Source organism: Actinoplanes awajinensis subsp. mycoplanecinus, from assembly GCF_001509495.1.
In the GTDB taxonomy this organism is placed as follows: domain Bacteria; phylum Actinomycetota; class Actinomycetes; order Mycobacteriales; family Micromonosporaceae; genus Actinoplanes; species Actinoplanes palleronii.
This window is the reverse complement of the sequence record NZ_LLZH01000317.1, coordinates 30602-57217: the sequence shown is the minus strand read 5'-3', so window position 1 is coordinate 57217 and position 26616 is coordinate 30602. Positions and strand designations below refer to the sequence as shown.

The window sequence follows — 26616 nt, the reverse complement described above, 5'->3', positions numbered from 1 at the left end:
ACGCGGGCAACGCGGGCAACGCGGGCAACGCGGGCAACGCGGGCAACGCGGGCAACGCGGGCAACGCGGGCAACGCGGGCAACGCGGGCAACGCGGGCAGCGCGGGTGCCTTGGGTGGGTCGGGCGATGTGGGCACTGCGGGTGGGCTAGATGGCGTGGGCGTGGGCGCGGGCGCTGGGGGTGGGGCGGCGTTGGGCGATCCGGATGCGGCCGGTGGGGCAGACGGTGGGGCGGGCGGCGATCGGGCGCGGCCGGATCGGGCCGCGGTTGAGTCCGCGAGGGCCGGGCAGGGTGTGGCCGGGCGGGCTGGGGGCGGCGTTGCGGGGCGTGATGCGCCTGTGGTTGCGGGGCGTGATGCGCCGGTGGAGGTTGCGCGGGCCTATGCGCCCTATCTGATCATCATCGTGATATTTGCGGTGGCTAACCTCGGGCCGGTCAAGGAGGCGCTGGCCGGTGAGCCGTGGACGGTGGTCTTCGCATGGCCCGGCCTGGATGTCGTCGGGACCAACGGCAAACCTCTGGCCTCGACCAACTTCACCTTCGGCTGGCTGCCGGCGGCCGGCACGCTGATGGTGATCGCCGGTGTGCTGACCGCGGTCGTGCTGCGGGTCCGGCCCGGTGCGGCGCTGCGGGCCTACGGAAGGACCTATGTCGAGCTGCGGCATGCCATCGTCACCGTGATGGCCGTGCTGGCCCTGGCCTACGTGCTGAACCAGTCGGGCCAGACCAGCACCCTCGGCGCGTTCCTGGCCACGGCCGGCAGTGTCTTTGTCTTCCTCTCCTCGATCCTCGGGTGGATCGGGGTGGCAGTGACCGGCTCGGACACCTCGGCGAACGCCTTGTTCGGCGCGTTGCAGGTGCAGACCGCGGCGAAAGCTGGACTGGACCCGCTGCTGCTCGCCGCCGCCAACTCCTCCGGCGGGGTGCTCGGCAAGATGGTCAGCCCGCAGAACCTGGCGATTGCCGCGGGCGCCGTCGGGATGGCCGGTCGGGAAGGCGACATCTTCCGCAAGGTGGTGCTCTGGAGCGGGGTGCTGCTGCTCCTGATGTGCGTAATCGTCACTCTGCAGGGGACACCGGTGCTGGATTGGATGGTCCCGTCCGAGTAGTCCGGCCGAGATTTGCCGGAACGGGGGCTGAACCGGGTGGCACCGGAGGCGGTACACAGGCAAGTAGTAGCCGTGTGACCACCGTCCGTGAGGAGCGCGCACATGACCGCCGCCGACCTGATCCTGATGGCGGATCGGATCCACACCCTCCTTCCCGGTCCACAGCCGACCGCGATCGCCGTCGCGGACGGGGTGATCACCGCGGTCGGCGACCGGGCGGACGTCCGTGACTGGCGCGGCCCCGGCACCGAACTGATCGAGCTGGGCGCCGCCACGATCACGCCGGGCCTGGTCGACGGGCACGCGCACCCGGTGATGGGGCTCAGCATGACGCGGGGCGTCGACCTGTCCCAGGTGCGCACCCGCGACGAGCTCAAAAAGACGCTGCGTGCCGCGGCCGGCCCGGCCGGGGAATGGCTGGAGGGATTCGGGCTGGACCCGAACGCGTTCGAGGGCGCCCCGGTCACCCACGCGCCGCTGGTGGAGGCGCTCGGGCCGGACGTGCCGGTCTTCCTGGTGCTCTTCGACGCGCACTCGGCGCTGGTCAGCCCGCGGGCGCTGGAGATCGCCGGGATCACCGGGCCGCGGGAGTTCGCCTCCGGGGCGAGCGTGGTCTGTGACCCAGCCGGGCGGCCGACCGGGCACCTGCTCGAACTCGAAGCGGCGATGGTGGTGCACGAGATGCTGCCGGCGGACGACCCGTGCGACCGGCGCGCCCGGCTGCGCGACCTGATGAACCGGATGGCGGCCAGCGGGCTGACCTCGGCCAACGCGATGGATTTCGGGCTGGACTCGCTGGAGTTGTTCCGTGACCTGGAGGCCGACGGTGACCTGCCGCTGACCTGGCGCTGCGCCCCGTTCGTGATGCCCGGCGACGGGCTGGAGCAGTGTGTCGAGCAGCAGCGGCTGAGCGGCCGCCGGTGGCGGGTCGAGGGCGCCAAATTCATGATCGACGGAACCATCGACGGTGGCACGGCCTGGCTCGACGAGCCGGACACGCACGGCGAGTCGACCGCCTGCTTCTGGCCCGACCCGGCCGAATACGCCGCGGCGGCCGGACACCTCGCCGGGCACGGCATCCCGATCGTCACGCACGCGATCGGCGACGCCGGTATCCGCTACGTCCTGGACACCCTCGCCGGGCTGCCCCGGCCGCGGGTGCCGCACCGTGTCGAACACTTGGAGACCATGCCGTCCGAGCTGGTCGCGCGGTTTGCCGAGCTGGACGTGACCGCGAGCATGCAGCCCACGCACTGCACGCATTACACCCGGGCCGACCACACCGACAACTGGTCGCGGCGGCTCGGCAAGAAGCGCGCCGACCGCGCTTTCCGGGCCCGTGACCTGAGGGATCAGGGTGCTCGGCTGGCGCTCGGGTCGGACTGGCCGATCGCGTCCTTCGACCCGCGCGGGATCATGGCGGCGGCCCGGCTGCGCCGGCCGGCCGGTGCGCCGGAGGTGGAGCCGATCCTGCCGGACCAGGCGCTCACCGCCCGGATGGCCCTCGAGGGATACACCACGCAGGCTGCGGCCGCTGCCGGGCGGACCGACGTCGGCCGGATCGCGCCCGGCTTCCGGGCCGACCTCTCCGCCTTCGCCCTGGACCCGCTGACCGCCGGCCCGGACGAATTCGCCGAGTCCGCGGTCCCGCTGACCGTTGTGGACGGCACCGTCGCCCATCGCTCCTGACCCCCGTCCCACATCGGAAACCCGCCCTCGGCAACCAGCCTGAACCTTCCCCTTGGGTCAGAGTCAAGACCGCCCGAGAGGCCGAGCCGAGGTCGGCCCAAGGCCGGAGTAAGGCCGGAGTAAGACCGGCGAAAGGTTCGGGGAAGGGCAGGTCAGAGGGCGGACGAGGTCGCCCAGCGCGGGCGGGCGAAGCGGCCCGGGCTCACCCCGAGGATCCGCTTGAAATGCCGGATCAGGTGGGGCTGGTCGTAGAAGCCGCTGCCCACCGCGACCGCGGGCATCGGCTGCCCGGCCAGGATCAGGCGGCGGGCCAGGTCGACGCGGCGGGAGATGACGTACTGGTGCGGGGTCATGCCGAACTCGCGCCGGAAGGACCGGACCAGGTGCGCCGGCGCGAAGTGCAGCGTGGCCGCGGCCGTGCGCAGTGGCAGGCCCGGCACGATGTGCGCCTCCAGCAGCTCGCGGAGATCCCGGGCCGCGCCACCGTGCGGCGGCGGCGCGGGGTGGTCGCCGAGCCGGCTGCGCAACCGTTCCAGGGCGACGGTGAGCAGGTCGTCGGCGGCCGGTTCGTCGCCGGGGGAGCGGACCAGCCGGTGCACCGTCGAGATCATCCGGTGCAGCGCCGGGTCGGCCAGTGCCGGGGTGTCCACGGACGCGCCGACCAGGTTGTCGGGCAGTTGACCGGGTTCCAGGTAGAGCACGCGTTTGCGGAAGCCGTGCCGGTCGGCGGCGGTGCCGTTGTGCGGAACCCGGGGTGGCAGCAGGGTGACCATCTCGCCGAACGCGCCACGCTCGTGCCGGTCCAGGTCGTAGCGGACCGCGCCGTCGTCGACGAGCAGCAGCGTCCAGGTGTCGTGCGCGTGCATCGGGTACGCGTGTGTGCCGAACCGGGCGTGCAGCACCTCGGCGACACCGTCCAGCGGGGGTCGCCACGCGCGGATCGACGGGCCCGGCAGCACGTCACGATCGTACAAGACCCGCAGGTGGGGGACGGTCGACGATGAGTGGCATGACCGGATTCACCACCAAGATCGCTGTCCTGCTCCGCGACGACCTGCTCGTCTGGCAACGGCTCAACGTCACCGCTTTCCTGGTCTCCGGGCTGGCCACCGCCCAGCCGGAGACGCTCGGCCAGCCGTACGTCGACGGCGACGACGTCGAGTACCTGCCGATGTTCCGCCAGCCGGTGCTGGTCCTCGAGGGCGGCAAGGAACTGCTGCGCGAGGCGCACACCCGGGGGCTGGCCCGGGGCGTACAAATGTCGATCTTCACGTCGGATCTCTTCGCCACCGGCCACGACGAGGCGAACCGGGCCGCCGTCCGGGCGGTGCCCACCGCGGGGCTGGACCTGGTCGGGCTGGCCGTGCACGGACCTCGCAACGCCGTCGACAAGGTGCTCAAGGGTGCGTCGATGCACGGTTGAGTCCCGGTTAACGGTCCCGCTCACCGAGGCGCAACCGCGCGGTGCCGAGACTCGGGGGGCATGAGGACATTCGTACGATATGGGGTGGCCCTGGCGGTCGTGCTCACGCTGGGTCCGGCGGCGTGCGGGAAGACCGGAGGGCCGGAGCCGTCGGCGGCCGAGCTGGCCCAGGCGAATCAGCACAACAGGTGCATGCGCAGCGCGGGTGTCGACGTCCCGGACATGGACGACGTCGACGAGGCCGGTGGGTTCACGCTCAACACCAAGGACCCGAAGACGCTGGCCGCGCTGTCCGCGTGCGCCCGGCTCGCGCCGCCCGGGCATCGGGAGGGCGACCCCGATCCGGCGGTCGAGGAGCACGCACTCCGGCTCGCCGAGTGCCTGCGCCGGCACGGGATCCGGGCCGAGGATCCGGAGGCCGGCGGCGATCCGGCGGTCCACCTGGCGGAGGGCGCGACGTATCCGCAGCAGCAGCTCGTGGACGCGTTCACGGTCTGTGACAAGGACGTGCCCCGGTGAGACGCCGCCTGCTGCTGGCCGGCGGCGGCTGGCTGCTCTGGCCGGACCGGAGCGCGCCGGTCGCGGCGTCGACCGGGAGCCTGCCCGCCGTCGAGGTGCGGCGTACCGACCTGAGCAGCACTGCCGAGGTTGCCGGGACACTCGGGTTCGGTGCGAGCCGCGGCGTGCTGGGGGAGGGGCCGGGGCGGATCACCTGGCTTCCGGTGGCCGGCGCGGTGCTGCGGCGCGGGAACCGGGTGTACGGGGTGGACGGCGTCGCGGTGCCGCTGTTCTACGGCTCGACGCCGTTCTGGCATGAGCTGCGGGCCGGGGTCACCGACGGCTACGACGTGCTGGAGCTGGAGCGCAACCTGGCGGCGCTCGGCCACGGCGCGGAACTGACCGTGGATCGCGACTTCACCGGCGCCACCGCCGCGGCGATCCGGGACTGGCAGCGGGATCGGGGGCGGAGTCGTACCGGGGTGGTCGCGCCCGGTGACGTGGTGGTCCAGCCGGGCCCGGTCCGGGTGACCGCGGTGCGGGCCACGCTCGGCGGGCCGGCCGGTGGCACGGTGTGCACGGTCAGCGGCACCCGGCGGCAGGTCACCGTGGAGCTGCCGGTCAGTGACGCGCCGGCGCTGGCCCGTACCGGCGCGCGGGTGCGGGTCACGCTGCCGGGTGGTGCGCGGGTGACCGGCACGATCACGGCGGTCGGCACGGTGGCGACCGGGTCCGCGACGCAGGAGGCGCGCCTTCCGGTCACCGTGACGCTGCCGGAGGCCGGGACCGCGGGTGCTTTCGACGGCGCGCCGGTCACTGCCGCTTTTCAAGGTTCGGTACGCCGGGGAGTCCTGGCGGTGCCGATCACCGCGCTGCTCGCGACGTCACCCGACCAGTACGCCGTCGAGGTGCTGGACGAGTCCGGGACGGTGCGCTCGGTACCCGTACACCTGGGGATTTTCGCCGGGGACGACGTCGAGGTGACCGGCGACCTGGCACCGGGAATGCTCGTCAGGGTGCCGCGGACATGAGCCTCGTCGAGCTGAACCGGGTGACCAGGACGTACCCGGGAGGGGTGACCGCGCTGCGCGACGCCTCGCTGACCGTGCGGGACGGTGAGCTGATCGCGATCGTCGGGCCGTCCGGTTCCGGCAAGTCCACGCTGCTGCAGCTGATGGGCACTCTGGACACGCCGACCAGCGGCCGGGTGCTGCTGCGCGGGCACGACGTGGCGCTCCTGCCGGACCGGCGGCTCGCCGCGATCCGGGCCCGCTGGATCGGTTTCGTCTTCCAGCAGTTCTTCCTCACCGCCCACCTGTCCGCGCTGGACAACGTGGCGACCGGGCTGCTCTACCACGGTGTCGGCGCACGACGGCGCCGCGTGCTGGCCGCCGCGGCGCTGGACCGGGTCGGGCTCGGGCACCGGCTGACGCACCGGCCGCACCAGCTCTCCGGCGGCGAACGGCAGCGGGTGGCGATCGCCCGCGCGGTGGTCGGCGACCCGCCGCTGGTCCTCGCGGACGAGCCGACCGGCAACCTGGACACCGCCTCCGGCGCCGGGGTCCTCGACCTGCTCGCCGCCCTGAACCGGGACGGCACCGCGGTCGTGGTGATCACCCACGACCGGGACGTGGCGGCCGCGCTGCCCCGCCGGGTCGCGATCCGCGACGGCTCGGTGATCGCATGATCAGCCGGTCAGGAAACGAGGGCGATCGCATGATCAACTTGCCGGAGGGTGGTCGTCGCTTGATCACCTTGCCGGAGCCGGCGCGGCTGCGCCTCGTCGATCTGGCCGCGGTCGGGCTCGGCGGGCTCTACGGGCGGCCGCTGCGGGCGGTGCTGTCCGCGCTCGGCATCGCGATCGGGGTGGCCGCGATGGTCGGCCTGGTCGGGATCAGCACGGTCAGCCGGGCCGCGCTGCTCGCCCAGATCGAGAAGCTCGGCACGAACATGCTGACCGTCTCGGCCGGCAGCACGCTGACCGGGGAACCGGCCACGCTGCCGGCGACCGCGGAACGGATGGTCGCGCGGATCCCGGGCGTGACCGGGGTGTCCGCGACCGGGCTCGTCGACACCGTGACGGTGCGGCGCACCGACAAGATCGACATCGCCACCACCGGCGGGATCACCGTGCAGGCGGCCCGGCCCGGGCTCTTCGGCGCGCTCGGGGCCACGGTCCGCTCCGGCACCTTCCTGAACGCCGCGACCAGCCGCTATCCGGCCGTCGTGCTCGGCGCGACGGCAGCCACCCGGCTCGGCGTCGACCGGGCCGGTGGGCACGTCCACATCGGCGGGCGCTGGTTCCTGGTGATCGGGGTCGCCGACCGGGTACCGCTCGCCGCCGAGATCAACCGGTCCGCGCTGATCGGCTGGGAATACGCGCGCACCCTCGGCTTCGACGGTCAACCCACCACAGTGTACGAACGGTCCAGCGACGACACCGTCACCGCGGTGCGTGAGCTGCTGCCCGCGACGGTCGATCCGGAGCACCCCGAGCAGGTGACGGTGTCCCGCCCGTCCGACGCGCTGCTCGCCGGCGCCGAGGCGGAGCGCACGCTGAACGCGCTGCTGTTCGGGCTGGGCGGGATCGCGCTGCTGGCCGGTGGCGTCGGGATCGCCAACATCATGGTGATCGCGGTGCTCGAACGGCGGCAGGAGATCGGGCTGCGCCGGTCGCTGGGTGCCACCCGCGGGCAGATCCGGCTGCAGTTCCTCACCGAGTCGGTCACCCTGTCGGCACTCGGCGGCCTGGCCGGGGTGCTGCTCGGGCTGGCCGTGTGCGCGGTGTTCGCCCTGGTCAAAGGCTGGCCACTGGCCGTGCCACTGCCCGCGGTCGCCGGTGGTGCGCTGGCCGCGGTGCTGATGGGGGCGGTCGCCGGGATCTATCCGGCGCGGCGGGCGGCGCTGCTCACGCCGACCGAGGCGCTGGGCTCGTGAACACGACCCGGACGGTCAGCCCGCCGTCCGGGTTCGCTGTCGCGTCGACGGTGGCGCCGTGCGCGTGGGCGATGGCGGCCACGATGGACAGGCCCAGTCCGGCGCCCTCGCCCCGGCCGGTGCGGTCGGGGTGCAGGCGGCGGAACGGTTCGAACAGCTCGGGGACGCGCTCCGGTCGTACGATCGGGCCGGTGTTGCCGACCAGCAACCCGGCGGCGTCCCAGCGGACCTCGACCACACCGCCGGTTTTGTTGTAGCGGATCGCGTTCTCCACCAGGTTCGCGACGAGGCGGGTCAGCAGGACCTCGTCACCGTGCACGCCGACCGGCGCGGTGCTGTTGCTGATCGTGACCCCGGCCGCGGCCGCCGGTGCCCGGTGTTCCTCGACGACCTGCTCGACGACGTCACCGAGGAGCACCGGGCCCGGCGCCTGCAGGCCACGCTCGCCCTGCGCGAGCTCCAGCAGGCCGGTGATCAGGCGCTCCGAGCGTTCGGTGTTGCGCAGCATCGCGGCGCGGACCTCGGCCAGCCGCTCCGGGGCCGGATCGTCGAGGCCCACCTCGATCGCGGTGCGCTGGATGGCCAGGGGTGTGCGCAGCTCGTGCGAGGCGTTCGCGATGAACCGGCGCTGGCTCGCCACCGCCTGCTCGAGCCGATCCAGCATCGCGTCGAACGTGTCGGCCAGCTCCCGCAGTTCGTCCTGGCGGCCGGCCAGCGCGATCCGCTCGTGCAGCGTGGCGACCGACAGGCGGCGGGCCGCGGCGTTGATCCGGGCGAGCGGGCGGAGCAGCCGGCCGGTCAGCCACCAGCAGACCACGAACGCCAGCACGGTGACCGCGGCGATCGCGACCAGGGTGAGGTGGCGTTGCGCGTCGGAGAGGTCCTCCTGCACCTTCTCCAGGCTCCGGGGCCGGCCCGGCGGGATCGTGGGTGGAGAGCCGGTCGGTGCGACGAACGGGACGTCACCCACCGTCTCGTCGAACACGCGCAGCTGAAGCTGCTCGACGACGAGCAGGAAGAACGAGCTGACCAGGGCGAACAGGCCGCCGTAGAGGAGGGTCAGGCGGGTTCGGAGTCTCACAGTCGATAGCCGCCGCCGGGAACAGTGATGATCACTGGTGGGTTGCCGAGCTTGGCGCGCAGCTTGCTGATCGTCACCTTCACGACCGTGGTGAACGGGTCGATGTGCTCGTCCCAGGCGCGTTCCAGCAGCTCCTCACTGCTGACCGCGCGGCCGCGGGCCTGCATCAGGACCTCCAGTACGGCGTACTCCTTGCGGGACAGCGGCAGGTAGCGTCCGTCGCGGTGCACCTGGCGGCGGGCCGTGTCCAGGGTCAGCCCGGCGAGCTCCAGCACCGGTGGCAGGGCCGGGACGGTGCGGCGGCCCAGCGCCCGGACCCGGGCGACCAGCTCGTCGAAGGCGAACGGTTTCGGCAGGTAGTCGTCGGCGCCGAGGTCGAGTCCGGCGACCCGGTCGTGGACGGTGCCGGCGGCGGTGAGCATCAGGATCCGTACCCGGGAGCCCTGGGCGACCAGCTGGCGGCAGAGGTCGTCGCCGTGGATCACCGGTAGGTCGCGGTCGAGGACCAGCACGTCGTAGTCGTTGACCGCGAGGCGTTCATGTGCGGCGGCACCGTCGTGGGCGATGTCGACGGCCATCGCTTGTTTACGCAGGCCCTCGGCGACCAGATCGGCGAGGAACTCTTCGTCTTCCACCACGAGGATCCGCATACCGCCATCACCTCATCCGGAGGGTCACGCGCCGGTTAACGTTCGCCGGTGCCGGGTTGTTGCCTGTTGTGGTGGCCGGTCGGTTTTGCGTGGCCGGCTGGTCGTGGTGGGCAGCTGGTTGTGGTGACCGGTCGGTTGGGGTGGGCAGCTGCGTTGTGGTGGTCGCTTTGGGCGCGGTGGTCAGCTGTTGTGGTCTGTTGGTCAGCTGGTTTTTGCTGGTCAGCTGGTCTTTGCTGGCCAGTTGGTTTTGCTGGTCAGTTGGTTTTGCTGGTCAGCGCAGGGACCACTGTTGGTTGGACTGGCCGGTGCACTTGACGACCAGGACCCGGGTGCCGGGGCGGCCGCCGCCGGACGGGTCGGTGAGGCAGCTGCTCCCGGCCGCGTTGACCAGCTCGCGGGCGCCGGTGGCCCGCCACTGGGCCGTGGTGCGACCGTCGCAGGTGGTCAGCCGGACGGTGTCATCGCCGACCAGCAGCGCACAGCGGCCCATCACGCGCAGGGTGCCGTCGTCGGCGAGGGTCCACACCTGCGCGACGGACTGGTTGCAGTCGAACACCTGGATGTTGTTGTCGTCGCTCGGGATCGCGCCGGGAACGTCCAGGCACAGACCGTTCCCGCTGACCAGGGTGCCGGTACCGGCCATCAGCGGCGACGGGGCCAGCGCGGCCGGCGTCGTCGGCGCGGTCGTCACCGCCGCGCTCGTGGGCGCGGACACCGGCACGCTCGCCTTGGCGGATGCCGGCACGGACGTCGGTTTGCTCGTGGCCGGCTTTTCGGCGTCTTGGCCGGCCTCGCTGCCGGACCCGGAATCGGCGCCGCGCCCGTCGTCCCCCGCCTCGACGGAGGGGGACGGTGAGACGACGGCCGGTCCGGTCACCGCGGGCAGCGAGTGGTCGGGCAGATCCGCCGAGAGCGCGGGCTGGAGGTCCGGGCGCATCGCGGTGTACCCGGCCGCTCCCAGCACGATCACGACTGCGGCGGCGCCGGCCAGCAGCAACGGCCGCCGTCCACGCCGCGCCGATCGGGCGGCGACGTCCGCGCCGCCGGAGAAGATCGGCAGCACCTGGGTGGGCGAGTCCGCGGCGGCGGTGCCCGGCCAGGTGGCGTCCGAGGAGGCCTGCTCCTCGGGTTCGTCGTCCTGGACGACGAACGGGCGCACCAGCAACGGGTCCCGGTCGCTACCGAAATCCTCGCCGTTCACTGCCCTGCCACCCCCTGATCGACAATCGATGAATCAACTTACCGGCAGGCGCGGTTCCGCGCGGGGGCCGTTCGGTTGATGCTTCTGCGGCCCGGACCGAGCGCCGCTCCCGCTGATCGGCGACGGACCGAGGCTGACCAGCCGATCCCTCCAGGCGGCTGGTCGGTTGTGGCGCCGGGACGGCCGCCCACATCCATTCCGATCTGTCGATTTCCTTACAGTCGCGCAGCCAGCCGCCCCTTCCTGGCGCCGCTTTGTCGGACCTTGCGCCGCCCGCCGCCCGTCGCCCGTCGCCCGCCGCCCGTCGCCCGTCGCCCGTCGCCCGTCGCCCGTCGCCCGTCGCCCGTCGCCCGTCGCCCGTCGCCCGTCGCCCGCCGCCTGCCGCGCCGCCCGCCGCCTGCCGCGCCGCCCGCCGCCTGCCGCCCGTCGCGCCGCCCGCCGCCCGTCGCGCCGCGCGTCGCCCGCCGGTATTGCGTCGCCCCATCGCCCCATCGCCCCATCGCCCCGTCGTGCCGCGCGTTGCCGGTTGGGTATTGCGTCGCCCGTCAGGCCGCAGGCCGCGCGTTGTCCGTCGGGTATTGGGTCGCCTGTCAGTTCTTGCGCTGGGCGTCGGGCCTCGGGGTGGCCAGGGGTGGGCTTGCGGACAGGGGCGGCCTGGAGGTCAGGGGTGGGGCTCTTTTCCTCGACGCCGCCGGGCACTGTGGCCTGTCGTCGTGGTCTGTGGCTTCGGCCGGAGGTCTGGGCACCGCCCCGCTGCCGGCGGATTGCCGGCAGCGGGTGGATACGAGCCCGTCGGGTCAGCGTTCCCAGAACGGTTTGGCGGTGGGCTCGGGTGTGCCGCTGCCGAAATCGGTCAGGACCTGCACGGCGGTGGCCCACTTCTCGTCGACGGTGGCGTCGCCGCCGAGGAACGTGAGCAGGTCGTGCAGCGGGCCGAACTCGTCCCCCGTCAGCGGCGTGAGCAGCACAGTGAGCCGGCTGACCAGGTCGTCGAGCAGGTCGCGCCGCTCGTAGGCGGGCTGGTCCGCGGCGTCGCGCAACCGGCCCGCCTCGACCGTGGCCAGGGCGCGCACGTCGCCGATCGGCACACCGCCACTGGCCTGGTCCCGCGAGCGGGCCCGGGCGAAGCCGCGCACCGGGGCGGACCTGGCCATGCCGCCGCGCGGCCGCTGCGCCGGGGAGGGACCCCCGAACACCGGGCCACCGGCGTCCGCCGCGTCGTCCGACTCGGTCAGGCCGAGCCAGACACCGGCCTTCTTGGCGGAGACGCCGCTCCCGCCCGGCGCGGCAGAGGTGTCCGCGCTGACCGGGGCGTAGCTCGGGCCGCTGGGTGGCGGCCCGCTCGGCATGTAGCTCGGCCCGCTGGGCGCCGGCCCGCCCGGTGCCGGTGCGGGCGGCGCGAACATCGGCGGGGGCGGCGGCATGGCGCCTGTCGGGTTCGGGAACGGTGAGGAGGCGGCCGAGGCGAGGAACATCCCGGCCGCGACCGGCGCCGGCGACTCCCAGCCGGACGGCATCTCGACCGGCTGGGTGACCCGCTGGACCTTTCCGCCCTGGTTCACCACCCGCTCGTCGACCGCCACGTACGCGGTGAACCGGCACAGCACCCCGAACCGCAGAGAGGTGTCCACCACCTGCTGCTCGAGCGAGTAGTCCCCGGCGGTGTACGCGTCCTCGAGATCCCGCAGCCGCGCCCGCGCCCACTGCTTGGTGATCGCCGGCTCGGCTCGCTGCTGCACCGCCACAGTGGTGCGGAACGCCTGATCGTCGCGGGTCGTCCCGGTCACCGTGACAGTCCCCGTCGCGGTGCCGGAATAGCGCCCGGTGACCACCAGCGGCACCCCCGGATAGAGCCCGGGCAGCCGCAGCGGAGTACGCGTCCCCTCGACCGGGGTGAACCCCTCACCGATCAGCGTCAGCCCGGTGACCAGGGGAGCGCCGATCCGCCGGTGGATGTGCTCCATGGCGGTGTCCAGCCGGTCCTCGCTCTCCACCAGCTCGGCCCGGCCGGCGCCGAGCGCGGCGAGCCGCCCGAGGAAGCCGGCGTTGACCGCGCGGTCGATGCCGATGGTGTGCAGCCGGGTGGAACCGATCAGCGGCGTGACGTCGTGGACGATCTGGTCCTCGTTGCCCACCTGCCCGTCGGTGACCAGCACCAGCACCCGGTCCCGCCCGGTGCTGTCGGCGAGCAGGCCGAGCCCGGTGGTCAGCGGGGCGAGCAGGTCGGTGCCGCCCCGGGCGTCGGCCCGGGCCAGGTGCTCGACCGCGCGGTACCGGTTGCGGTCGGTGGCCTCGCTCAGCCCGGCGGCCAGCCCCTCCGGCTGCTCCACGTAGTGGTCGAAGGTCAGCACCGCGAACCGGTCGGCCGTGGTCAGCGTGTCGATGACCCGCGCCGCGGCCCGCCGGGCGGCCACCATCTTCCAGCCGCCCATGCTGCCGGAGCGGTCCAGCAGCAGCACCACGTCCTTCGGGCGGGGCGGTGCCTCGCCGGCGGGCGGCAGGACGACCACCTGGTAGGTGCCCTCGTCGCCCTCGTCGTCGGGCACCGCCACCGCGGTCTGGCCGCCGGGCGCGTACGCCAGGCGCAGCACGAAGTCGCGGTCGGCGCGCTCGCCAGGAGCGATCCGCAGCGTCCCGTCCTGCTCGGAGACGGTGTGCAGGCTGGACCGGACCTCGCCGAGCTCCAGCCCGGCCGGGTCCACGGTCACGCCGATCGAGAGCCGCAACGGGTTGGGGAAGCCGGGCAGCAGCACCGGTGGGGAGATGCGGGAGGCGTCCGGCACGGCATCGGTGTCCGTGGCCTGGCCTTCGCCGGAGTACGGACCCGGCAGCGCTCCGCCGGGGATGTAGCGCGGGGCCACGACCAGCGGGAACCGGAACGTGGCGGCGTCGTCCTCGAACGGCATCGGGCCGACCAACCGCAGCCGCACCACGATCCGCTCGCCGGGCAGGATGTTGCCGGCCCGCATGGTGAACACGTCGGGCCGCTCCTCCTCGGCGATCGACGCCCGCTGGCCGGCCGCGATGGCCTGGTCGTACTGCTCGCGGGCGGCGCCGCGCTCGCGCAGCTCAGCGGTGACGGTGCGGTCGTCGGCGGTCATCGTCATGCCGACGACGGCGGCCCGGTCGGGCAGCGGGAACACATACGTCGCCTCGAGCGCGGCGTCGTGCGTGTTGACGAACTCGGCGGTCACCTCGGTGCGCGCCACCAGGCCGCTGATCGCGGCCTGCACGTCGAGCCGGTCCAGCGGGAGGTTGCCCCGCTCGGTGCGCATGGTGCCGAGGCCGGACTCCGGGACGTCCCGGACCCGGTCGAGTTCGCCCCGGCTCATCGGATTGACGTAGATGATCACGAATCTCTCCTATCGCTGAGCCCACGGGACGCGAGCAGGTCGAGCAGTGGCCGGGCCGCGAGGGCTAGCTCGGCACGGTCGGTGTGGTCGAGGTGCAGGGCGCTGGGCACCAGCAGGATCACGCCGGCGCCCAGCGGCACGCCGGTGAGCAGTCCGTCCAGCGCGGGGGCGGGCCATCCGCCCGGCGGGTCGGCCGCAGGTGGGGGCACCTCCGGCGTACCGAAAGGGGTTCCGAGGGAAAACCCGCCGGGAACCGCCTGCGGTGACCGCTCGCGAGGTCCGGCCCGGCCGGTGCGGGGCGGCCTGCCGGTCGCGGGGAAGGCCCAGTCGGCACCGAGATCGGCTGGCCCCGCAGGAGGTTCCACAAGCGGACCGGAGCCAGGACCAGAATCCGCTCCAGAGGAAGCGGGCGGTCTGGAGGTTGCGGGCGGTCTGGAGGAAGCAGGTGAGTCGGAGGTTGCCGGTGGTCCGGAAGAAGCGGCTGGTCCGGCGGCCGCAGGCGACGCGGGAGAGGCGGCAGCCGGCGATCCTGAGGGGGCGGAGGGTGCCGCGGGGACGCCTGCCCCGATCGGACCCGGTGACGGGGCCGGAGAAGCGGGCGCGGCCTTCCAGAACGGCTGCCGGGCGACCGCGACCGGCGGCAGCGGATCGGTGCTCAGCAGGTCGGCCGGCACCCGGGCGGCCGCGGTGAGCGTCGCCTCCGACGCGCCGGCCAGCTCGGCCTGGATCTCGGCGAGAGTGCGCCCGGCCGCCTGGAGTCGCTTGATCGCGACGAGTTGCAGCAGGTGGCGCGGACCGTAGAGCGCGTTGCGGCCGCGCATCCCGAGCGGCCGGTCGACCAGGCCGATCGTCGAATACCACCGGATCGAGCGGCGGTCCGGCAGGTCTCGGACACGGCCGTTGGGGGCACCGGAATATTCCGCGGTGAGCGCGGCGCGCACCCGGTCGATCAGCTCCTCCATCGTCCACATGCCAAGAATCATGACACTGTCATCGTGACAGTGTCAACGTTTCATGGCAGGATGACAGCATGCTTGAGCGGTTGAAGCTGGTGAGCCTGTCGCACGTCAACGACCCTGCGCTGATCAGCGTCTATCCCGGTGATCCACCCTTCGCGCTGGAGACGGTGGCCACCCTGGAGAAACACGGCTATTACCTGCGGGCGGTGCGCGGCAGCGAGCACACCGGCACGCACTGGGGCGCGCCGGGTCACTTCACCGCGGGCGGGCTGCTCGCCGACGAGCTGGAGCCGGCCGACCTGTTCCGCCCGGCGGTCCGGGTCGACGTGCGGGCCGCCTGCGCCGCCGACCCGGGGCACGCGGTGACCGTCGCCGAGCTGCAGGCCTGGGAGGAGCAGCACGGCCGGATCCCGGACGAGTCCGTGGTGATCATCTGGACCGGCTGGGCCAAGCTGTTCGGCTCGGAGGCGTTCGGCCGGCATCCCGGCTTCGCTCCGGAGGCGGTGCGCTGGCTGGTGGAGACCGGGCGGCTGGGGGAGCGGGGCGGCACCGGCACCGACGCGTTCAGTCCGGATGTCAGCACCGACACCGAGTTCACCGTGTCCAAGCTGGTCTATCGACGCCGCCGGATCAGCCTGGAGGTGCTGGCCCATCTCGCAGAGCTGCCCGCCACCGGAGCCTGGGTCCTGTGTGGCGGGCAGATCAATCGAGCCGGTTCCGGTTCTCCGGCACTCATCTACGGCGTGCTGCCCCCAGCGACATGATCACGGGCATCAGCGCCGATCCCGGCATCGGGCCGCGCGACGGCACCGGCACCGGCATCGGGCCGGGCGACGGCACCGGCATCGGGCCGCACGACGGCACCGGCACCGGGCCGTGCGACGCCGCCGGAGCGAGGCCGCGCCACGGAAGCCGGGGAGGTGGACCGGTGCCGCGCCACGGAAGTCACGGAGGCGGATCGAGGCCGTGCCGCGGACGCGGCGGCGGGCTGATCGCCCCCGCCCGGCTGCACCACGCCGTCGACGGTGAGGGTGTAGGGGGCGTACTGGGTGACCGTCCCGCTCGGGTCGTCCTGGGTCACGATCGCCACCACCTTGGCGAAGCCGCGCAGCCGGTCCACCTGCTCGATCGGCACGACCGCGGCCCGTCCCCGGCTCAGCCCGACCAGCCGCACGTGCCACGCGTTCACCGGCACCGGGTGCCACTGGGTGGGCGACTTCCAGCCGTCCAGCGAGGTGCTCACCACCGAGGTCTTGCCGAGCGTGATCTGGCCGATGTGCCAGCCGCCCTGGTTGACCGCGGCGTCGCTGACGTAACGGAAGCCCAGCAGGACCTTCTGTCCGGCGTAGGCCTTCAGGTCGTAGCTGACCGTCACGTCGGCGGCCAGCCCGGTGAGGCCGGCGCCGAGCGGGCCCTTGACCGTGCTGTCCCCGGCCACCACCTGGTATGTCCTGCCCCCGTCGGTGGAGACCGTGACGTAGCCGAAGTCGAAGTCCTTCTCCAGGCCGTAGGTGGTCTTGATCCGCAGCACCGGGTCGTCGACCGGCACCTCGGCCTGCCGCGCCGCGGTCTCGTCGGTGTCCGGGGCGTCGCCGGAGAAGAGCAGCTCGGAGTCGATCTTCCAGGTGAGCGGGGTCGGCGGCAGGGTGGCCGCGCCGCGGAAGGTCACCGTCCGGATCAGACCCTGCGGCAGGCGGATGTAATCGGCGCCGTTCGGCGCCGCGCCGGGCCGGTCGTAGGACGCCTTGTTCTCCAGGTTGACCGTGGAGCGCAGGCTGGCCGCGGTGACCCGCTCCCGAGGCACCCCGAGGATCCGGCCGCCGGGCCCGCCGACCTCCTTGTCGACCAGGGTCATCACCTGGAAGTCGTGCAGCACGTCGGTGAGCTCGACCCCCTTCGGCAGCGCCGCCTGCACCGCGGCCAGCGCCTGGTGCTCCTTGTCCCGGTGCAGCGTGGAGAGCAGCTTCGCGCCGAACCGGTCCCGCAGGTAGACCATCAGCTGATAGGTGATGCCGTAATCGGCGAGCACCTCGTTGGGGTCGCCCTCGTCCCACAGGTTCAGCGAGTTCTGCGGGCCGCCACACTCGCGCGGGTTCGCGTTGTAGGTCGTCTTCACGTTGCCGAAGCCCTGGTAGCAGGCGAGGTGACTGTCGTAACCGGGGTGGTGCACGCCGATCCGGGCGTCCACATAGCCGACCAGGGTCTGTGCATAATCGGACAGCCCCTCGTTGAGCCAGTCCGCCTCGCGCGGGTCGGAGTAGTACTCCAGCAGGTGCTGCCACTCGTGGGCGAAGGTGCCCTCGTACATCCGGGGCCGGGCCGGGCGGCTGGTGCACAGGTCGTCGGTCGGCTCGTTCTTCGGGTTCTTGCCGAGCCGGTGCTGCCAGTCGTAGGCGTCGATGGTCATCACGTTGCGGTCGAACAGCTCGTTGAGCTGCGCGGAGAAGAACCCCGCGATGTAGGTCGGCCGCTCCGGGAAGTGGTAGTAGTTGTCGTCGCGGACGTTGTCGACAAGGGTGACCGTCTTGTCGCCGTCGCCGGTGAAATCGCCGGCCATGCCCGGATCGGCCCCCGACCGGTTCGGCGGTGTGCTGAAGGCCGCCGTCTCCTTCGGGTAGATGTCGTTGTCGAACTGGCCGACCAGATCGGCCACCTGCGCGTCGGTCACCTCGGCGGCGTTCTTGCGGCAGTCGGCCGCCGGGAAGGCGATGTCCTTGGCGACCCAGACCTCGATGTGCTTGCCGACCGCCCGCAGCGTGTAGTCCTTGCGGTACAGGTCACCGTCGGTGTCGTCCAGCCCCACCCAGCTGCGCACGGTGCCGACCGCCGGCGTCGCCGCGGGCGCCCGGCGGGCGGTGGGTTGCGGCCGATAGCGCGCCGCCGGCAGCGCTTTCCCACCGAGATTCAGATGGGTACGGGTGAGCTCCCGGCCGTCCCGCTCCGGCGGCGTCCCGGCCTGCCCGCGTACGGGGGCGTGCGGCCGCTGCTGCGCCTCGGCTGGGCTGGTGAGGAGCGGGGTCATGGCCACGATTGCCGCGAGACTGGCAAAACCGGTGCGTTTCACGAAGCGGACGTTACCTGCCTAATCGTGCGTATGACATCAACACGCGCATTCGATCATGAACCATCCCGCCACCCTCGTTCCGGCAGGTCAACGAGGGGTGTGAACCACCCTCCAGGATGGCACCCCGGCGGTCCCGGCGACCCGAAATCGGCCCCACGCCGCGCCGGGCTCACCCCCGCTCGGGGTGGCGGCCCGGCACGGCGCCGGTCAGGTCACCTCGCGGCGCAGGACCCGGACGGTCCCGGCGACCAGCGGCACGAGCACCCAGACCGCGGTGGCCACGGCGAGCCGGGCGTACTCGTTGCCGGTCATGTCGGCGTCGGACAGCGGGGCGGTCGTCACGTTCAGATCCAGCCAGCCGGCCGCCGTGTGCAGCCCTTTGATCATCTCGCCGAGGATCGTCCAGACCATCGGCAGCGCGAAGTACAGCACGATCGCCAGCGGGGTGCTCAGCAGCAGCGCGCCGAACCCGATCCCCATCAGCACGAAGATCACCTGCAGCAACAGGCCCTGCCAGAGCAGCGACGCGTCGAGGTGCCAGGCGCCGTCGCCGCCCAGGGCCCGGCCGAGCACGTTCGCGACGGCGCTGAGTGCGGCGGTGGCCACGGTCGCCGCCACCGCGATCAGCACCCCGGCGGTCACCTTGGCGATCAGCACCCGCCCCCGGGTGGGCACCAGGGTGAACGTGGACAATGCGGTGCGCTGCGACCACTCGCTGGTCACCGACAGCACGCCCAGCACCGGCAGCAGCACGGCGGAGGGCAGCAGGCCGAAGGCGAAGAAGCCCTCGAAGGTCATCTCCTGGTCGGCGGACCAGCCCAGGATGATCGCCGAGGTGCCCGCGGTGGCCAGGCCGATCACCACCAGTAGCCAGAACCCGGCCCGGGTGTCGGCCAGCTTGCGCAGCTCCACCAGGGTCAGCCGGGCCATCGGCAGGCGACCGGTGGTGATCGTGGCCGGGGCGGCCGGTGTGGTCGTGGCCGGTTTGGTGGTGGTCGTCATCGGGTCACCTCGGTCGGGTCGGTGGTGCCGGTCAGGCGCAGGAACATCTCCTCGAGGCCGCCGGCGCCGGCCGGGCGCACCTCCAGCAGCACCACCCCGGTCGCGGCCGCGGCCCGGGCGATCGGCGCCGGCTCGGACTGCACCAGGACGGTCCCGTCCGCGGAGCGGGAACCGGTCAGCTCCAGGCGCCGCAGCAGGGCGTCGAAGGCCGCCGGGTCCTCCGGCCGGACCACCGTGCCGCCCGCGCCGAGCAGCACGTCCTTGTCGCCCTGGGTGAGGATCCGGCCTCCGCCGATCATGACCAGGCGGTCGGCGACCGCCTCCACCTCGCGCAGCAGGTGCGAGGAGAGCAGCACGGTGCCGCCCCGGTCGGCGAACTCGCGCAGCAGCCCCCGCATCCAGAAGATCCCCTCCGGGTCGAGGCCGTTGGCCGGCTCGTCGAGGATCAGCACGGCCGGGTCGCCGAGCATCGCGTAGGCCAGCCCGAGCCGCTGGCGCATGCCCAGCGAGTACGCCCGCACCCGGCGCTTCCCGGCGGTGGCGTTCAACCCGACCCGGGCCAGTCGCTCCGGCACCCGGGCGGTGTCCAGCCCCATCGTCATGGCGGCCAGGGCCAGGGTCTCCCGGCCGGTACGCCCGGCGTGCTGCGCGGACGCGTCGAGCAGCACGCCGACGTGCCGTCCCGGGTTGCCGAGCCGGCGGTAGGGCACGCCGGACACGGTGGCGGAGCCCGAGGTGGGCGGGGTCAGCCCGCAGATCATCCGCATGGTGGTGGACTTGCCGGCGCCGTTCGGACCGAGGAAACCGGTGACCGTGCCGGGCTCGCAGGTGAACGACACGTCGTCGACGGCGCGCTGGGCGCCGTACCGCTTGGTGAGGTTCTCGACCGTAATCATGGGCTCAGCCTGCGGGCCGGACGGTCGCCGTTGCTGCGGCCGAGGGTCGATGCCCGGGAACCTTGGTCTAGCTTCCGGTTACGACTTTGGTCGGTATCGGCCGGGGTCCGCCCGCTCGTAGAGTCGGGCGGGTGAGAGGTGTCGAGTTCAGCTGGTTGTTGCCGGCCGTGGTGTTCGCCGAGCCGGGCACACCGGCGCGCCGGTCCACCCGTGACTGGGTGGTCGACAGTCTCTGCTTCGTGATCGGGTTCGGGTTCACCGTGTGGGCCACTGCCGATCTGCTCGGCCCGAATCCGACCCTGGTGCAGGAGTGGCACCCGTCGCCGGACTGGGTGATCGTGACCGACGGGGTGGTCAGCGGCATCGCCGGGATCGCCCTGTGGTGGCGGCGTCGTTTCCTGACCCCGCTGGCGATCCTCACGCTGGTGCTCTCCGCGTTCAGCGTGGCCGGCGCGCTCACCATGTTCATCGTCCTGCTCACGGTGGCCGTGCACCGCCGTTTCGCGGTGCTGGCCGGTTATGCCGGTCTCGCCGTCCTGACCAATATGATCTTCGCCGGGGCCCGGCCGGACAAGGAATCCAGCTTCTGGGAGAGCGTCTTCTGGGGCGTGGCGATCGTGCTGATCATCGCGCTCTGGGGGATGGTGGTCCGGGCCCGCCGTGAGCTGCTCCTCTCCTGGCGCGACCGGGCCGCCCGGGCCGAGTCGGAGCAGCAGTTGCGGGTCGAGCAGGCCCGTACGCTGGAACGCACCCGGATCGCCCGGGAGATGCACGACGTCCTGGCGCACCGGATCTCGCTGCTCAGCCTGCACGCCGGGGCGCTGGAGTTCCGGCCGGACGCGCCACCGGAAGAGATCGCCGGAGCGGCGGCGGTGGTCCGGGCCAGCGCACATCAGGCGTTGCAGGATCTGCGGGCGGTGATCGGGGTGCTGCGAGCCGGGCAGTCCGAGGCCGAGCCCGGACCGGAGCGGCCGCAGCCCACCCTGAGCGCGCTGCCCGCCCTGGTCGAGGAGGCCCGGGCGGCGGGTGACCGGGTGTCGTTCGACGTGACCGTCGATCCGGGCGCGGTGCCGGCCGGGGTCGGGCGGGCGGCGTACCGGATGGTGCAGGAGGGTCTGACGAACGCCCGCAAGCACGCCACCGGCGCGGTGGTGCGGATGACGGTCGCGGGCCGGCCCGGCGAGGGTCTGACCCTGGAGATCGTCAACCCGTTGCCGGTCAGCGCGCCCGCCCGGCCGATCCCGGGCGCCGGCACCGGCCTGGTCGGCCTCAACGAGCGTGCCTCGCTGGCCGGCGGCCGGCTGACCTACGGCCCCCGCGACGGCGCCTTCCACCTCGAAGCCTGGCTCCCCTGGGAAGCCGCACCAGCCGCCGCGAGGGAGCCGGACGTGGCAGGGGAAGAACCGCTCGCCGGGGAAGGCACGCCAGGCCCGCTGGTGGCCGCGGTGGAGGCCCCGTGACCCCGGTCCGGGTGCTGATCGTCGATGACGACGCGCTGGTCCGGGCCGGGCTGCGGATGATCCTCAGCGGTGCGGACGACGTCCGGGTGGTGGGGGAGGCGTCCGACGGCGGTGAGGTGCCGGCCGCGGTCGCCGAGCACCGGCCCGACGTCGTGCTGATGGACATCCGGATGCCCGGGATCGACGGCCTGGCCGCCACCGAGACCCTGCGCCGCCGGCCGGGCGCGCCCGAGGTGCTGGTCCTGACCACGTTCGACGCGGACGAGTACGTGTTGCGCGCGCTGCGGGCCGGCGCCGCCGGATTCCTGCTCAAGGACACCGCGCCGGCCCGGATCCGGGACGCGGTGCTGCGCGTGGCGGCCGGCGAGGCAACGCTGTCACCGAGCGTGACCCGGCAGCTGATCACGCACGTCACCACCGCGCCGGCCCCGGACCGCGGGCACTCCGAGCGGCGGCTGGATCAGCTGAGCACGCGGGAGCTCGACGTGGCGCTCGCGGTGGCGCAGGGCCGGACGAACGCGGAGATCGCGACACAGCTGTTCATGTCGGTCGCCACCGTGAAAGCGCACGTCTCCCGGGTGCTGACCAAGCTCGACCTGAACAACCGGGTGCAGATCGCCCTGCTGGTCCACGACGCGGGCCTCGCCTGAGCCAGGAGAGCTACTCGAAGAGGCTGTGCCCCCGGCCGCCCTCGGCCCGATCCCGCGCCCGGCGCCGCATCTGGATCACCACGATGTCGATCAGGGCGACCACCGCCCAGGCCGCCAGCAGCCACCCGGGCACGGTCCAGCCGGTGCGGAACAGCACGATCGACAGCACGGTGCAGACCAGCAGCCCGAACGCGGCGAGGATCAGCCGGAGGTTGAGCGGGCTGTACGGCTCGTCGACGGTTCCGCGACGGCCACGGGGCTGCGGGCCGATGGGCATAGGCACGAATCTACCCGTGTCGGGCAGCAGCGGAAACCAACCGCCCCAAGATCGGGTAACTTCGATATCTTCGGCGTCTTGGCACTGATCCGCTGTGGACAGGAGGCGCCGTGGCTGAGACGGGGCTTACCGATCAGAAAACCCGCAAACTAGGCACCTGGTCGGTGTTCGTCATAGCGGTTTCCGCCATGACGCCACTCACCGTCGTCGCCGGTGCGCTTCCCCTCGGGTACGGGGAGGTCAAAGAGAAAGGAATCCCGGTCGCCTACGTGCTGGTGGCCGTGGTTCTGGCGATCTTCACGGTCGGGCTGACCGCGATGGCCCGGCACGTTCCGAACAGCGGCGCCTTCTACGCGTACGCGGCCAAGGGCCTGACCCGCCCGGCCGGCGTCGGCACCGCCTTCATCGCGCTGCTCGCCTACAACGCCATGCAGATCGGCCTGTACGGCGCGTTCGGTGTGGCCGCGCACAACGCCGCGGCGATCTTCGGGCTGAAGATGTCCTGGATCGTCTGGGCGCTGCTGGGCTGGGTGCTGGTCGGCGTGCTCGGCCTGCGGCAGATCGACTTCAACGCCCGCATCCTGACCGTCCTGGTCTGCGCCGAGGTGCTGATCGTGCTCACCCTCGACGCGGTGATGATCGGTCACCCGGCCGGTGGCACGGTCACCTTCGACACCGTCAACCCGACGCTGATCGCCAGCGCCGGCGGGGTGTCGCTGCTGGTCGGTGCGGTCGCCGGGATGGTCGGGTTCGAGTCGCCGCTGGTCTACGCGGCGGAGGCCCGGGACCCGCGCCGCACGGTGGCCCGCGCGATCTTCATGACGCTGGGCGTGGCCGCGGTCCTCTACGGTGGCTCCGCCTGGGCGATGTCCGTGGTGGCTGGACCGGACCGGATCATCGACGTCGCCGCCCAGTACCTCAACGACCTGTTCTTCGTGCTCCCCGACCCGTTCCTGCCGTCGGCGATCACCGACCTGGCCCGGGTCTTCTTCGCCACCAGCCTGTTCGCGGCGCTGCTGGCCTTCCACCACACGGTCGCCCGGTACGCGCTCACCGTGGCCCGCGAGGGTGTGCTGCCGCGGCCGCTGGCCCGCACCCGCGACGGCGTGCCGGTCGCCGCGTCGGTGGCCCAGTCCGGGCTGGCCCTCGTGGTGCTGCTGGTGTTCGCGGCGCTGGTGCTGAACCCGACCACCGACCTGTTCTTCTTCGGCACGGTCTCCGGCGGTCTGGGTGTGCTCGCGCTGATGACGATCGCGTCGATCGCGGTGGTCCGGTACTTCCGGTCCGACGCGCACGGCGAGACGCGGTGGCGCCGGGCGATCGCGCCGTGGATCGCCGCGGTCTTCCTGGTGCTGATGCTGCTGCTGTCGGTGGCGTTCTTCGGCGACCTGCTGGACTCCGACAACCCGGTCAAGGTGTGGCTGCCGCCGGTGGCGTTCCTCGCCGTCTACCTGGCCGGCATCTGGTGGGGCCACCGGCTGCGCCGGGACGCGCCCGAGGTGTTCGCCGCGATCGGCACGGGCCTGCCGCCCGGAACGGCCGGGCCCGACATCCCGGCACAGCGGGCGACGTCCGAGGAGGTCGTCGAGGAAGCGGAAAACGGTCACCGAGAGTGAACGGGGTGCGGCGGCCTGCGAGCCGCCGCACCACTGTCGTGGTGAGGCGGAAATGTCCGTCGATATGGGCCACCCGGCTGCCGGACCCGTAGATCACCAACCGTATGATCTTCACGTTCACGCGTCCCACACCGCTGAACATCCGGCAGCCGTCGCGAAACCCAAGAAGTTTTACGGCGGTCAGCCGGCTGATCCGCCGGCGCTCCCGGCATCCGAACCCACTGGTCGGGCTCCGGCGGATCCGAAAACTTCCGGCCCATCCTGCAGGCCGGCACCCTGGGCGGCGGCAAAAGCACGCCGCCCAGGACGGTAATCTCCGTCACACAAGGTGAGCGAACCCGGCCCGCGGCAAGGCACGCACGGCACGCACGGCAAGGGTCACACCAGGGAAGAAGCGGCGTACTGATCCGCCTCCCGCAACACCCGCAGCACGTTCCCATGAGCCAGCTTCCGCAGCTCGGACTCCGACCATCCCCGCCCCGCCAGCTCGGCGAGGAGGTTCGGGTACCCCGCCACGTCCGGAAGATCCACCGGTACGGCCGGAGTCCCGTCGAAGTCCCCGCCCAGCCCGACGTGATCGATCCCGGCCACCGCCCGCGCGTGCTCGACGTGGTCGGCCACGTCGGCGACCGTCGCCGCCGGTTCGGGGTTCGCCGCGAGCCAGGCCTGGAACGCCGGCTCGGCCCGCTCGTCGACCACCCGGGCGACCGGCGGCTCGGCCTCCCCGGCGCGCGGGCCCCGCGGCCAGTCGTCCTCGATCGGCGGGAGCCCGAGCCGCTGCCACTCCGCGTCGGCCGCCCGGCGCCAGGCCAGCGCGGCCGCCGAGACGAAGTACGCGACGAACGGCAACTGCACCACCCCGCCGTTGCCGGGGAGCCGCTCCAGCACGTCGTCGGGGACGTTGCGCGGGTGGTCGGTGATCGCGCGGGCCCCCGAGTGGCTGAAGATCACCGGCGCGGCCGCCTCGTCCAGCGCCGCGTGCATGGTCGCGGTGGCGACGTGGGACAGGTCGACGAGCACGCCGATACGCTGCATCTCCCGTACCAAAGCATGTCCTTCGACCGTGAGCCCGCCGATCTCCGGCGGCGAAGCAGCGGAGTCGGCCCACGCGGTGTGGTTGTTGTGGGTGAGCGTGACGTAGCGGACGCCGAGCCGCGCGAACGACCTCAGCACGCCGGGTGATCGCGCCAGGCAGTGGCCGCCCTCGATGCCGATCAGCGACGCGATCCGGCCCGCCGCCACGATCCGTTCCACGTCGTCGGCGGTACGGGCCGCCTCGAGCGTATCCGGGTACGCCGCGATCAGCCGGTACACGATGTCGATCTGCTCGAGCGTGTGCGTCACCGCCTCCGGCTCGGGCAGGTCGGACGGCACGAAGACGGACCAGAACTGCGCGCCGACCCGGCCGGTGCGCAGGCGCGGCAGATCGGTGTGCAGTTCCGGTCGTGCCCGGTCGAGCCCGTCGACGCTCGATCCGTGCGCCTCGCGCAACCGCATGGCCAGGTCATTGTGCCCGTCGAAGATCCACATCTGCTCTGGCTACCGGTGCGCGGCCCGGGAAGCAAGCCAGACACCCGGACGTCCGCAACTGACCCGCACCGGCACGGGCACTCGGCGTGCACCGCGCGTCCCGGAATCTTCTCTCCATGCCCGGCGGGCAACACCGCTGGACAACCGGGGGGAATCCAAATCTTGATGCGTTCGACGCTGCGTAAGACCGTACTGACGCTGACCGCCCTCGCCGCCGGGTTCGGCGCCGCGGTGGCCACGCCGGCACAGGCCGCGCAGGCCGCCGACGCGGGATGCGTGACCGGCGCGAAGCTGGTACCGACCTGTGGCGTGCTCTGGGGCGGTGCCGCCGGTGGCTTCACCAGCGCGCCGCGGGACCAGGCGCTGAAGGCGTGGGAGAAGGCGTCCGGCCGGACCGCCAGCATCTTCCACCAGTACCACAAGGGCAACGAGGTGTTCCCGACCAAGGCCGAGATCGCGATGACCAACGACCCGGCCAGCCCGCGGGTGCTGCTGGAGAACTGGAAGATCGCGTACGGCACCACCTGGGCGGCCGTCGCCAAGGGTCAGCAGGACAAGCGGATCGACGCGTTCGCGGCGCGGGCCAAGGCGTACGGGAAGAAGTTCTTCCTGGTCCTGAACCACGAGCCGGAGAACGACGTGGTGGCGCGGGCCGGCTCCGGCATGGAGGCCAAGGACTTCGCGGCGATGTACCGGCACACCATCCTGCGCCTGCGCGGCCAGGGCGTGACGAACGTCGTCAACGTGATGGCCTACATGGGCAACGAGAAGTGGATGGCGCAGTCCTGGTGGAGCACCCTCTACCCCGGTGACGACGTCGTGGACTGGGTCGGCCTGGACTCCTACGTCTCGGTGGAGAAGGGTTATTACCACTTCGGCGACTTCTCGGCGCTGCTCGACCGCAAGGCCAAGGGCGGCAGCCTGGGCTTCTACGACTGGGCCGTCAGCAAGCACGGCACCAAGCCTCTCATGATCGCCGAGTGGGGCGCCTACCACCGGGTCGGCAAGAAGGCCGACAAGTCGGCGGTCTACAACAGCGTTCTCGCCCAGCTCGCCAAGCGTCCGGCGATCAAGGCCATCGTGCACTTCGACACCAAGCACGACGACCAGGGCGACCGCGACATCAGCATCGACAGCACGCCGGCCTCGCTCGCCTCGTTCAAGAAGCTCGCCGCCAACCCGATCTTCGACGTGAAGCTCGGCTGAATCGTCACCCACCCC

General features: G+C 72.4%; 23 protein-coding genes. 12 read left to right on the top strand and 11 right to left on the bottom strand.

Going from position 1 to position 26616, the window contains the following annotated elements:
• On the top strand, positions 1–1109 hold a 1109-nt coding region (locus tag ADL15_RS41495), incomplete at its 5' end, for an L-lactate permease (protein WP_232344879.1).
• A 102-nt stretch (positions 1110–1211) separates the two neighbouring features.
• Entirely contained in the window at positions 1212–2798 is a 1587-nt protein-coding gene (locus ADL15_RS41490) for an amidohydrolase (RefSeq protein WP_067704083.1), read from the top strand.
• A 152-nt stretch (positions 2799–2950) separates the two neighbouring features.
• Here ADL15_RS41490 and ADL15_RS41485 read toward each other — a convergent pair whose 3' ends face one another.
• Positions 2951–3757, bottom strand: a complete 807-nt coding sequence (locus tag ADL15_RS41485; RefSeq protein WP_067704080.1) for a helix-turn-helix transcriptional regulator — start codon at positions 3755–3757, stop codon at positions 2951–2953.
• Positions 3758–3807: 50 nt separating this feature from the next.
• Between ADL15_RS41485 and ADL15_RS41480 the strand changes: the two genes are divergently transcribed.
• The 5 genes from ADL15_RS41480 to ADL15_RS41460 are packed head-to-tail and all read left to right on the top strand — an operon-like array spanning position 3808 to position 7656.
• The gene (locus ADL15_RS41480) at positions 3808–4221 is read left to right on the top strand and encodes a DUF2000 domain-containing protein (protein WP_198171255.1); all 414 of its coding nucleotides are present in this window, start codon (positions 3808–3810) and stop codon (positions 4219–4221) included.
• A gap of 60 nt (positions 4222–4281) precedes the next feature.
• The gene (locus ADL15_RS41475; RefSeq protein ID WP_157441949.1) at positions 4282–4740 is read left to right on the top strand and encodes a hypothetical protein; all 459 of its coding nucleotides are present in this window, start codon (positions 4282–4284) and stop codon (positions 4738–4740) included.
• Positions 4737–5750: a peptidoglycan-binding protein gene (locus ADL15_RS41470; protein WP_067704071.1), complete on the top strand. Its 1014-nt coding sequence runs from the start codon at positions 4737–4739 to the stop codon at positions 5748–5750. Before ADL15_RS41475 ends, ADL15_RS41470 begins: the two co-directional genes overlap by 4 nt.
• Positions 5747–6406 carry an ABC transporter ATP-binding protein gene (locus ADL15_RS41465; protein WP_067704068.1) on the top strand — a complete coding sequence of 220 codons (660 nt, stop codon included), beginning with the start codon at positions 5747–5749 and terminating at the stop codon, positions 6404–6406. Before ADL15_RS41470 ends, ADL15_RS41465 begins: the two co-directional genes overlap by 4 nt.
• Positions 6407–6435: 29 nt before the next feature.
• Positions 6436–7656, top strand: a complete 1221-nt coding sequence (locus ADL15_RS41460) for an ABC transporter permease (RefSeq protein WP_067704065.1) — start codon at positions 6436–6438, stop codon at positions 7654–7656.
• Here the strand turns inward: ADL15_RS41460 and ADL15_RS41455 are convergent.
• The 5 genes from ADL15_RS41455 to ADL15_RS56090 form a co-directional block, all read right to left on the bottom strand.
• Positions 7628–8737, bottom strand: a complete 1110-nt coding sequence (locus tag ADL15_RS41455; protein ID WP_067704062.1) for a sensor histidine kinase — start codon at positions 8735–8737, stop codon at positions 7628–7630. The two genes, ADL15_RS41460 and ADL15_RS41455, sit on opposite strands and share 29 nt — an antisense overlap.
• Positions 8734–9387, bottom strand: coding sequence for a response regulator transcription factor (locus ADL15_RS41450; RefSeq protein WP_067704059.1), 654 nt, complete (start codon positions 9385–9387; stop codon positions 8734–8736). The genes ADL15_RS41455 and ADL15_RS41450 overlap by 4 nt, the downstream gene beginning before the upstream one ends.
• 271 nt (positions 9388–9658) lie before the next feature.
• Positions 9659–10588: an RICIN domain-containing protein gene (locus tag ADL15_RS41445; protein ID WP_067704055.1), complete on the bottom strand. Its 930-nt coding sequence runs from the start codon at positions 10586–10588 to the stop codon at positions 9659–9661.
• Between the two features lie 797 nt (positions 10589–11385).
• Positions 11386–13941, bottom strand: coding sequence for a VIT domain-containing protein (locus ADL15_RS41440; protein WP_067704052.1), 2556 nt, complete (start codon positions 13939–13941; stop codon positions 11386–11388).
• Complete coding sequence (locus tag ADL15_RS56090) at positions 13938–14912, bottom strand: helix-turn-helix domain-containing protein (protein WP_083972423.1); 975 nt, start codon at positions 14910–14912, stop codon at positions 13938–13940. Before ADL15_RS56090 ends, ADL15_RS41440 begins: the two co-directional genes overlap by 4 nt.
• 59 nt (positions 14913–14971) lie before the next feature.
• Between ADL15_RS56090 and ADL15_RS41435 the strand changes: the two genes are divergently transcribed.
• The gene (locus ADL15_RS41435) at positions 14972–15664 is read left to right on the top strand and encodes a cyclase family protein (RefSeq protein ID WP_067704050.1); all 693 of its coding nucleotides are present in this window, start codon (positions 14972–14974) and stop codon (positions 15662–15664) included.
• On the opposite strand, the gene ADL15_RS41430 is transcribed toward ADL15_RS41435, so the two are convergent.
• The 3 genes from ADL15_RS41430 to ADL15_RS41420 form a co-directional block, all read right to left on the bottom strand.
• Positions 15637–17922, bottom strand: coding sequence for an immune inhibitor A domain-containing protein (locus ADL15_RS41430; RefSeq protein ID WP_232344878.1), 2286 nt, complete (start codon positions 17920–17922; stop codon positions 15637–15639). The genes ADL15_RS41435 and ADL15_RS41430 overlap by 28 nt on opposite strands.
• A 249-nt stretch (positions 17923–18171) precedes the next feature.
• Positions 18172–18966, bottom strand: a complete 795-nt coding sequence (locus tag ADL15_RS41425; protein WP_067704047.1) for an ABC transporter permease — start codon at positions 18964–18966, stop codon at positions 18172–18174.
• Positions 18963–19862, bottom strand: a complete 900-nt coding sequence (locus tag ADL15_RS41420; protein ID WP_067704045.1) for an ABC transporter ATP-binding protein — start codon at positions 19860–19862, stop codon at positions 18963–18965. The genes ADL15_RS41425 and ADL15_RS41420 overlap by 4 nt, the downstream gene beginning before the upstream one ends.
• A 131-nt stretch (positions 19863–19993) precedes the next feature.
• Here ADL15_RS41420 and ADL15_RS41415 point away from each other — a divergent pair, with 131 nt between their 5' ends.
• Together ADL15_RS41415 and ADL15_RS41410 are read left to right on the top strand one after the other, a co-directional pair.
• On the top strand, positions 19994–21322 hold the full coding sequence (locus ADL15_RS41415; protein ID WP_157441948.1) for a sensor histidine kinase: 1329 nt from the start codon (positions 19994–19996) through the stop codon (positions 21320–21322).
• A gap of 56 nt (positions 21323–21378) precedes the next feature.
• On the top strand, positions 21379–21972 hold the full coding sequence (locus tag ADL15_RS41410) for a response regulator (protein ID WP_232344880.1): 594 nt from the start codon (positions 21379–21381) through the stop codon (positions 21970–21972).
• Positions 21973–21982: 10 nt separating this feature from the next.
• Here ADL15_RS41410 and ADL15_RS41405 read toward each other — a convergent pair whose 3' ends face one another.
• A complete protein-coding gene (locus ADL15_RS41405) occupies positions 21983–22249 on the bottom strand; it encodes a hypothetical protein (RefSeq protein ID WP_067704028.1) in 267 nt (88 codons plus the stop codon).
• 188 nt (positions 22250–22437) lie between these two features.
• Here ADL15_RS41405 and ADL15_RS41400 point away from each other — a divergent pair, with 188 nt between their 5' ends.
• The gene (locus ADL15_RS41400; RefSeq protein ID WP_232344877.1) at positions 22438–23865 is read left to right on the top strand and encodes an APC family permease; all 1428 of its coding nucleotides are present in this window, start codon (positions 22438–22440) and stop codon (positions 23863–23865) included.
• A 378-nt stretch (positions 23866–24243) separates the two neighbouring features.
• On the opposite strand, the gene ADL15_RS41395 is transcribed toward ADL15_RS41400, so the two are convergent.
• The gene (locus ADL15_RS41395) at positions 24244–25395 is read right to left on the bottom strand and encodes a dipeptidase (RefSeq protein WP_067704022.1); all 1152 of its coding nucleotides are present in this window, start codon (positions 25393–25395) and stop codon (positions 24244–24246) included.
• 165 nt (positions 25396–25560) lie between these two features.
• Here ADL15_RS41395 and ADL15_RS41390 point away from each other — a divergent pair, with 165 nt between their 5' ends.
• A complete protein-coding gene (locus ADL15_RS41390; RefSeq protein ID WP_067704019.1) occupies positions 25561–26601 on the top strand; it encodes a glycoside hydrolase family 26 protein in 1041 nt (346 codons plus the stop codon).
• Positions 26602–26616: the final 15 nt, after the last annotated feature.

Excerpts from the sequence above, each read along its gene's own strand:
- ADL15_RS41490 (WP_067704083.1), top strand. The coding sequence starts at position 1,212 with ATGACCGCCGCCGACCTGATCCTGATGGCGGATCGGATCCACACCCTC.
- ADL15_RS41480 (WP_198171255.1), top strand. The coding sequence starts at position 3,808 with ATGACCGGATTCACCACCAAGATCGCTGTCCTGCTCCGCGACGACCTG.
- ADL15_RS41475 (WP_157441949.1), top strand. The coding sequence starts at position 4,282 with ATGAGGACATTCGTACGATATGGGGTGGCCCTGGCGGTCGTGCTCACG.
- ADL15_RS41465 (WP_067704068.1), top strand. The coding sequence starts at position 5,747 with ATGAGCCTCGTCGAGCTGAACCGGGTGACCAGGACGTACCCGGGAGGG.
- ADL15_RS41460 (WP_067704065.1), top strand. The coding sequence starts at position 6,436 with ATGATCAACTTGCCGGAGGGTGGTCGTCGCTTGATCACCTTGCCGGAG.
- ADL15_RS41450 (WP_067704059.1), bottom strand. The coding sequence starts at position 9,387 with ATGCGGATCCTCGTGGTGGAAGACGAAGAGTTCCTCGCCGATCTGGTC.
- ADL15_RS56090 (WP_083972423.1), bottom strand. The coding sequence starts at position 14,912 with ATGTGGACGATGGAGGAGCTGATCGACCGGGTGCGCGCCGCGCTCACC.
- ADL15_RS41435 (WP_067704050.1), top strand. The coding sequence starts at position 14,972 with ATGCTTGAGCGGTTGAAGCTGGTGAGCCTGTCGCACGTCAACGACCCT.
- ADL15_RS41430 (WP_232344878.1), bottom strand. The coding sequence starts at position 17,922 with ATGACCCCGCTCCTCACCAGCCCAGCCGAGGCGCAGCAGCGGCCGCAC.
- ADL15_RS41425 (WP_067704047.1), bottom strand. The coding sequence starts at position 18,966 with ATGACGACCACCACCAAACCGGCCACGACCACACCGGCCGCCCCGGCC.
- ADL15_RS41420 (WP_067704045.1), bottom strand. The coding sequence starts at position 19,862 with ATGATTACGGTCGAGAACCTCACCAAGCGGTACGGCGCCCAGCGCGCC.
- ADL15_RS41410 (WP_232344880.1), top strand. The coding sequence starts at position 21,379 with ATGATCCTCAGCGGTGCGGACGACGTCCGGGTGGTGGGGGAGGCGTCC.
- ADL15_RS41405 (WP_067704028.1), bottom strand. The coding sequence starts at position 22,249 with ATGCCCATCGGCCCGCAGCCCCGTGGCCGTCGCGGAACCGTCGACGAG.
- ADL15_RS41400 (WP_232344877.1), top strand. The coding sequence starts at position 22,438 with ATGACGCCACTCACCGTCGTCGCCGGTGCGCTTCCCCTCGGGTACGGG.
- ADL15_RS41395 (WP_067704022.1), bottom strand. The coding sequence starts at position 25,395 with ATGTGGATCTTCGACGGGCACAATGACCTGGCCATGCGGTTGCGCGAG.
- ADL15_RS41390 (WP_067704019.1), top strand. The coding sequence starts at position 25,561 with ATGCGTTCGACGCTGCGTAAGACCGTACTGACGCTGACCGCCCTCGCC.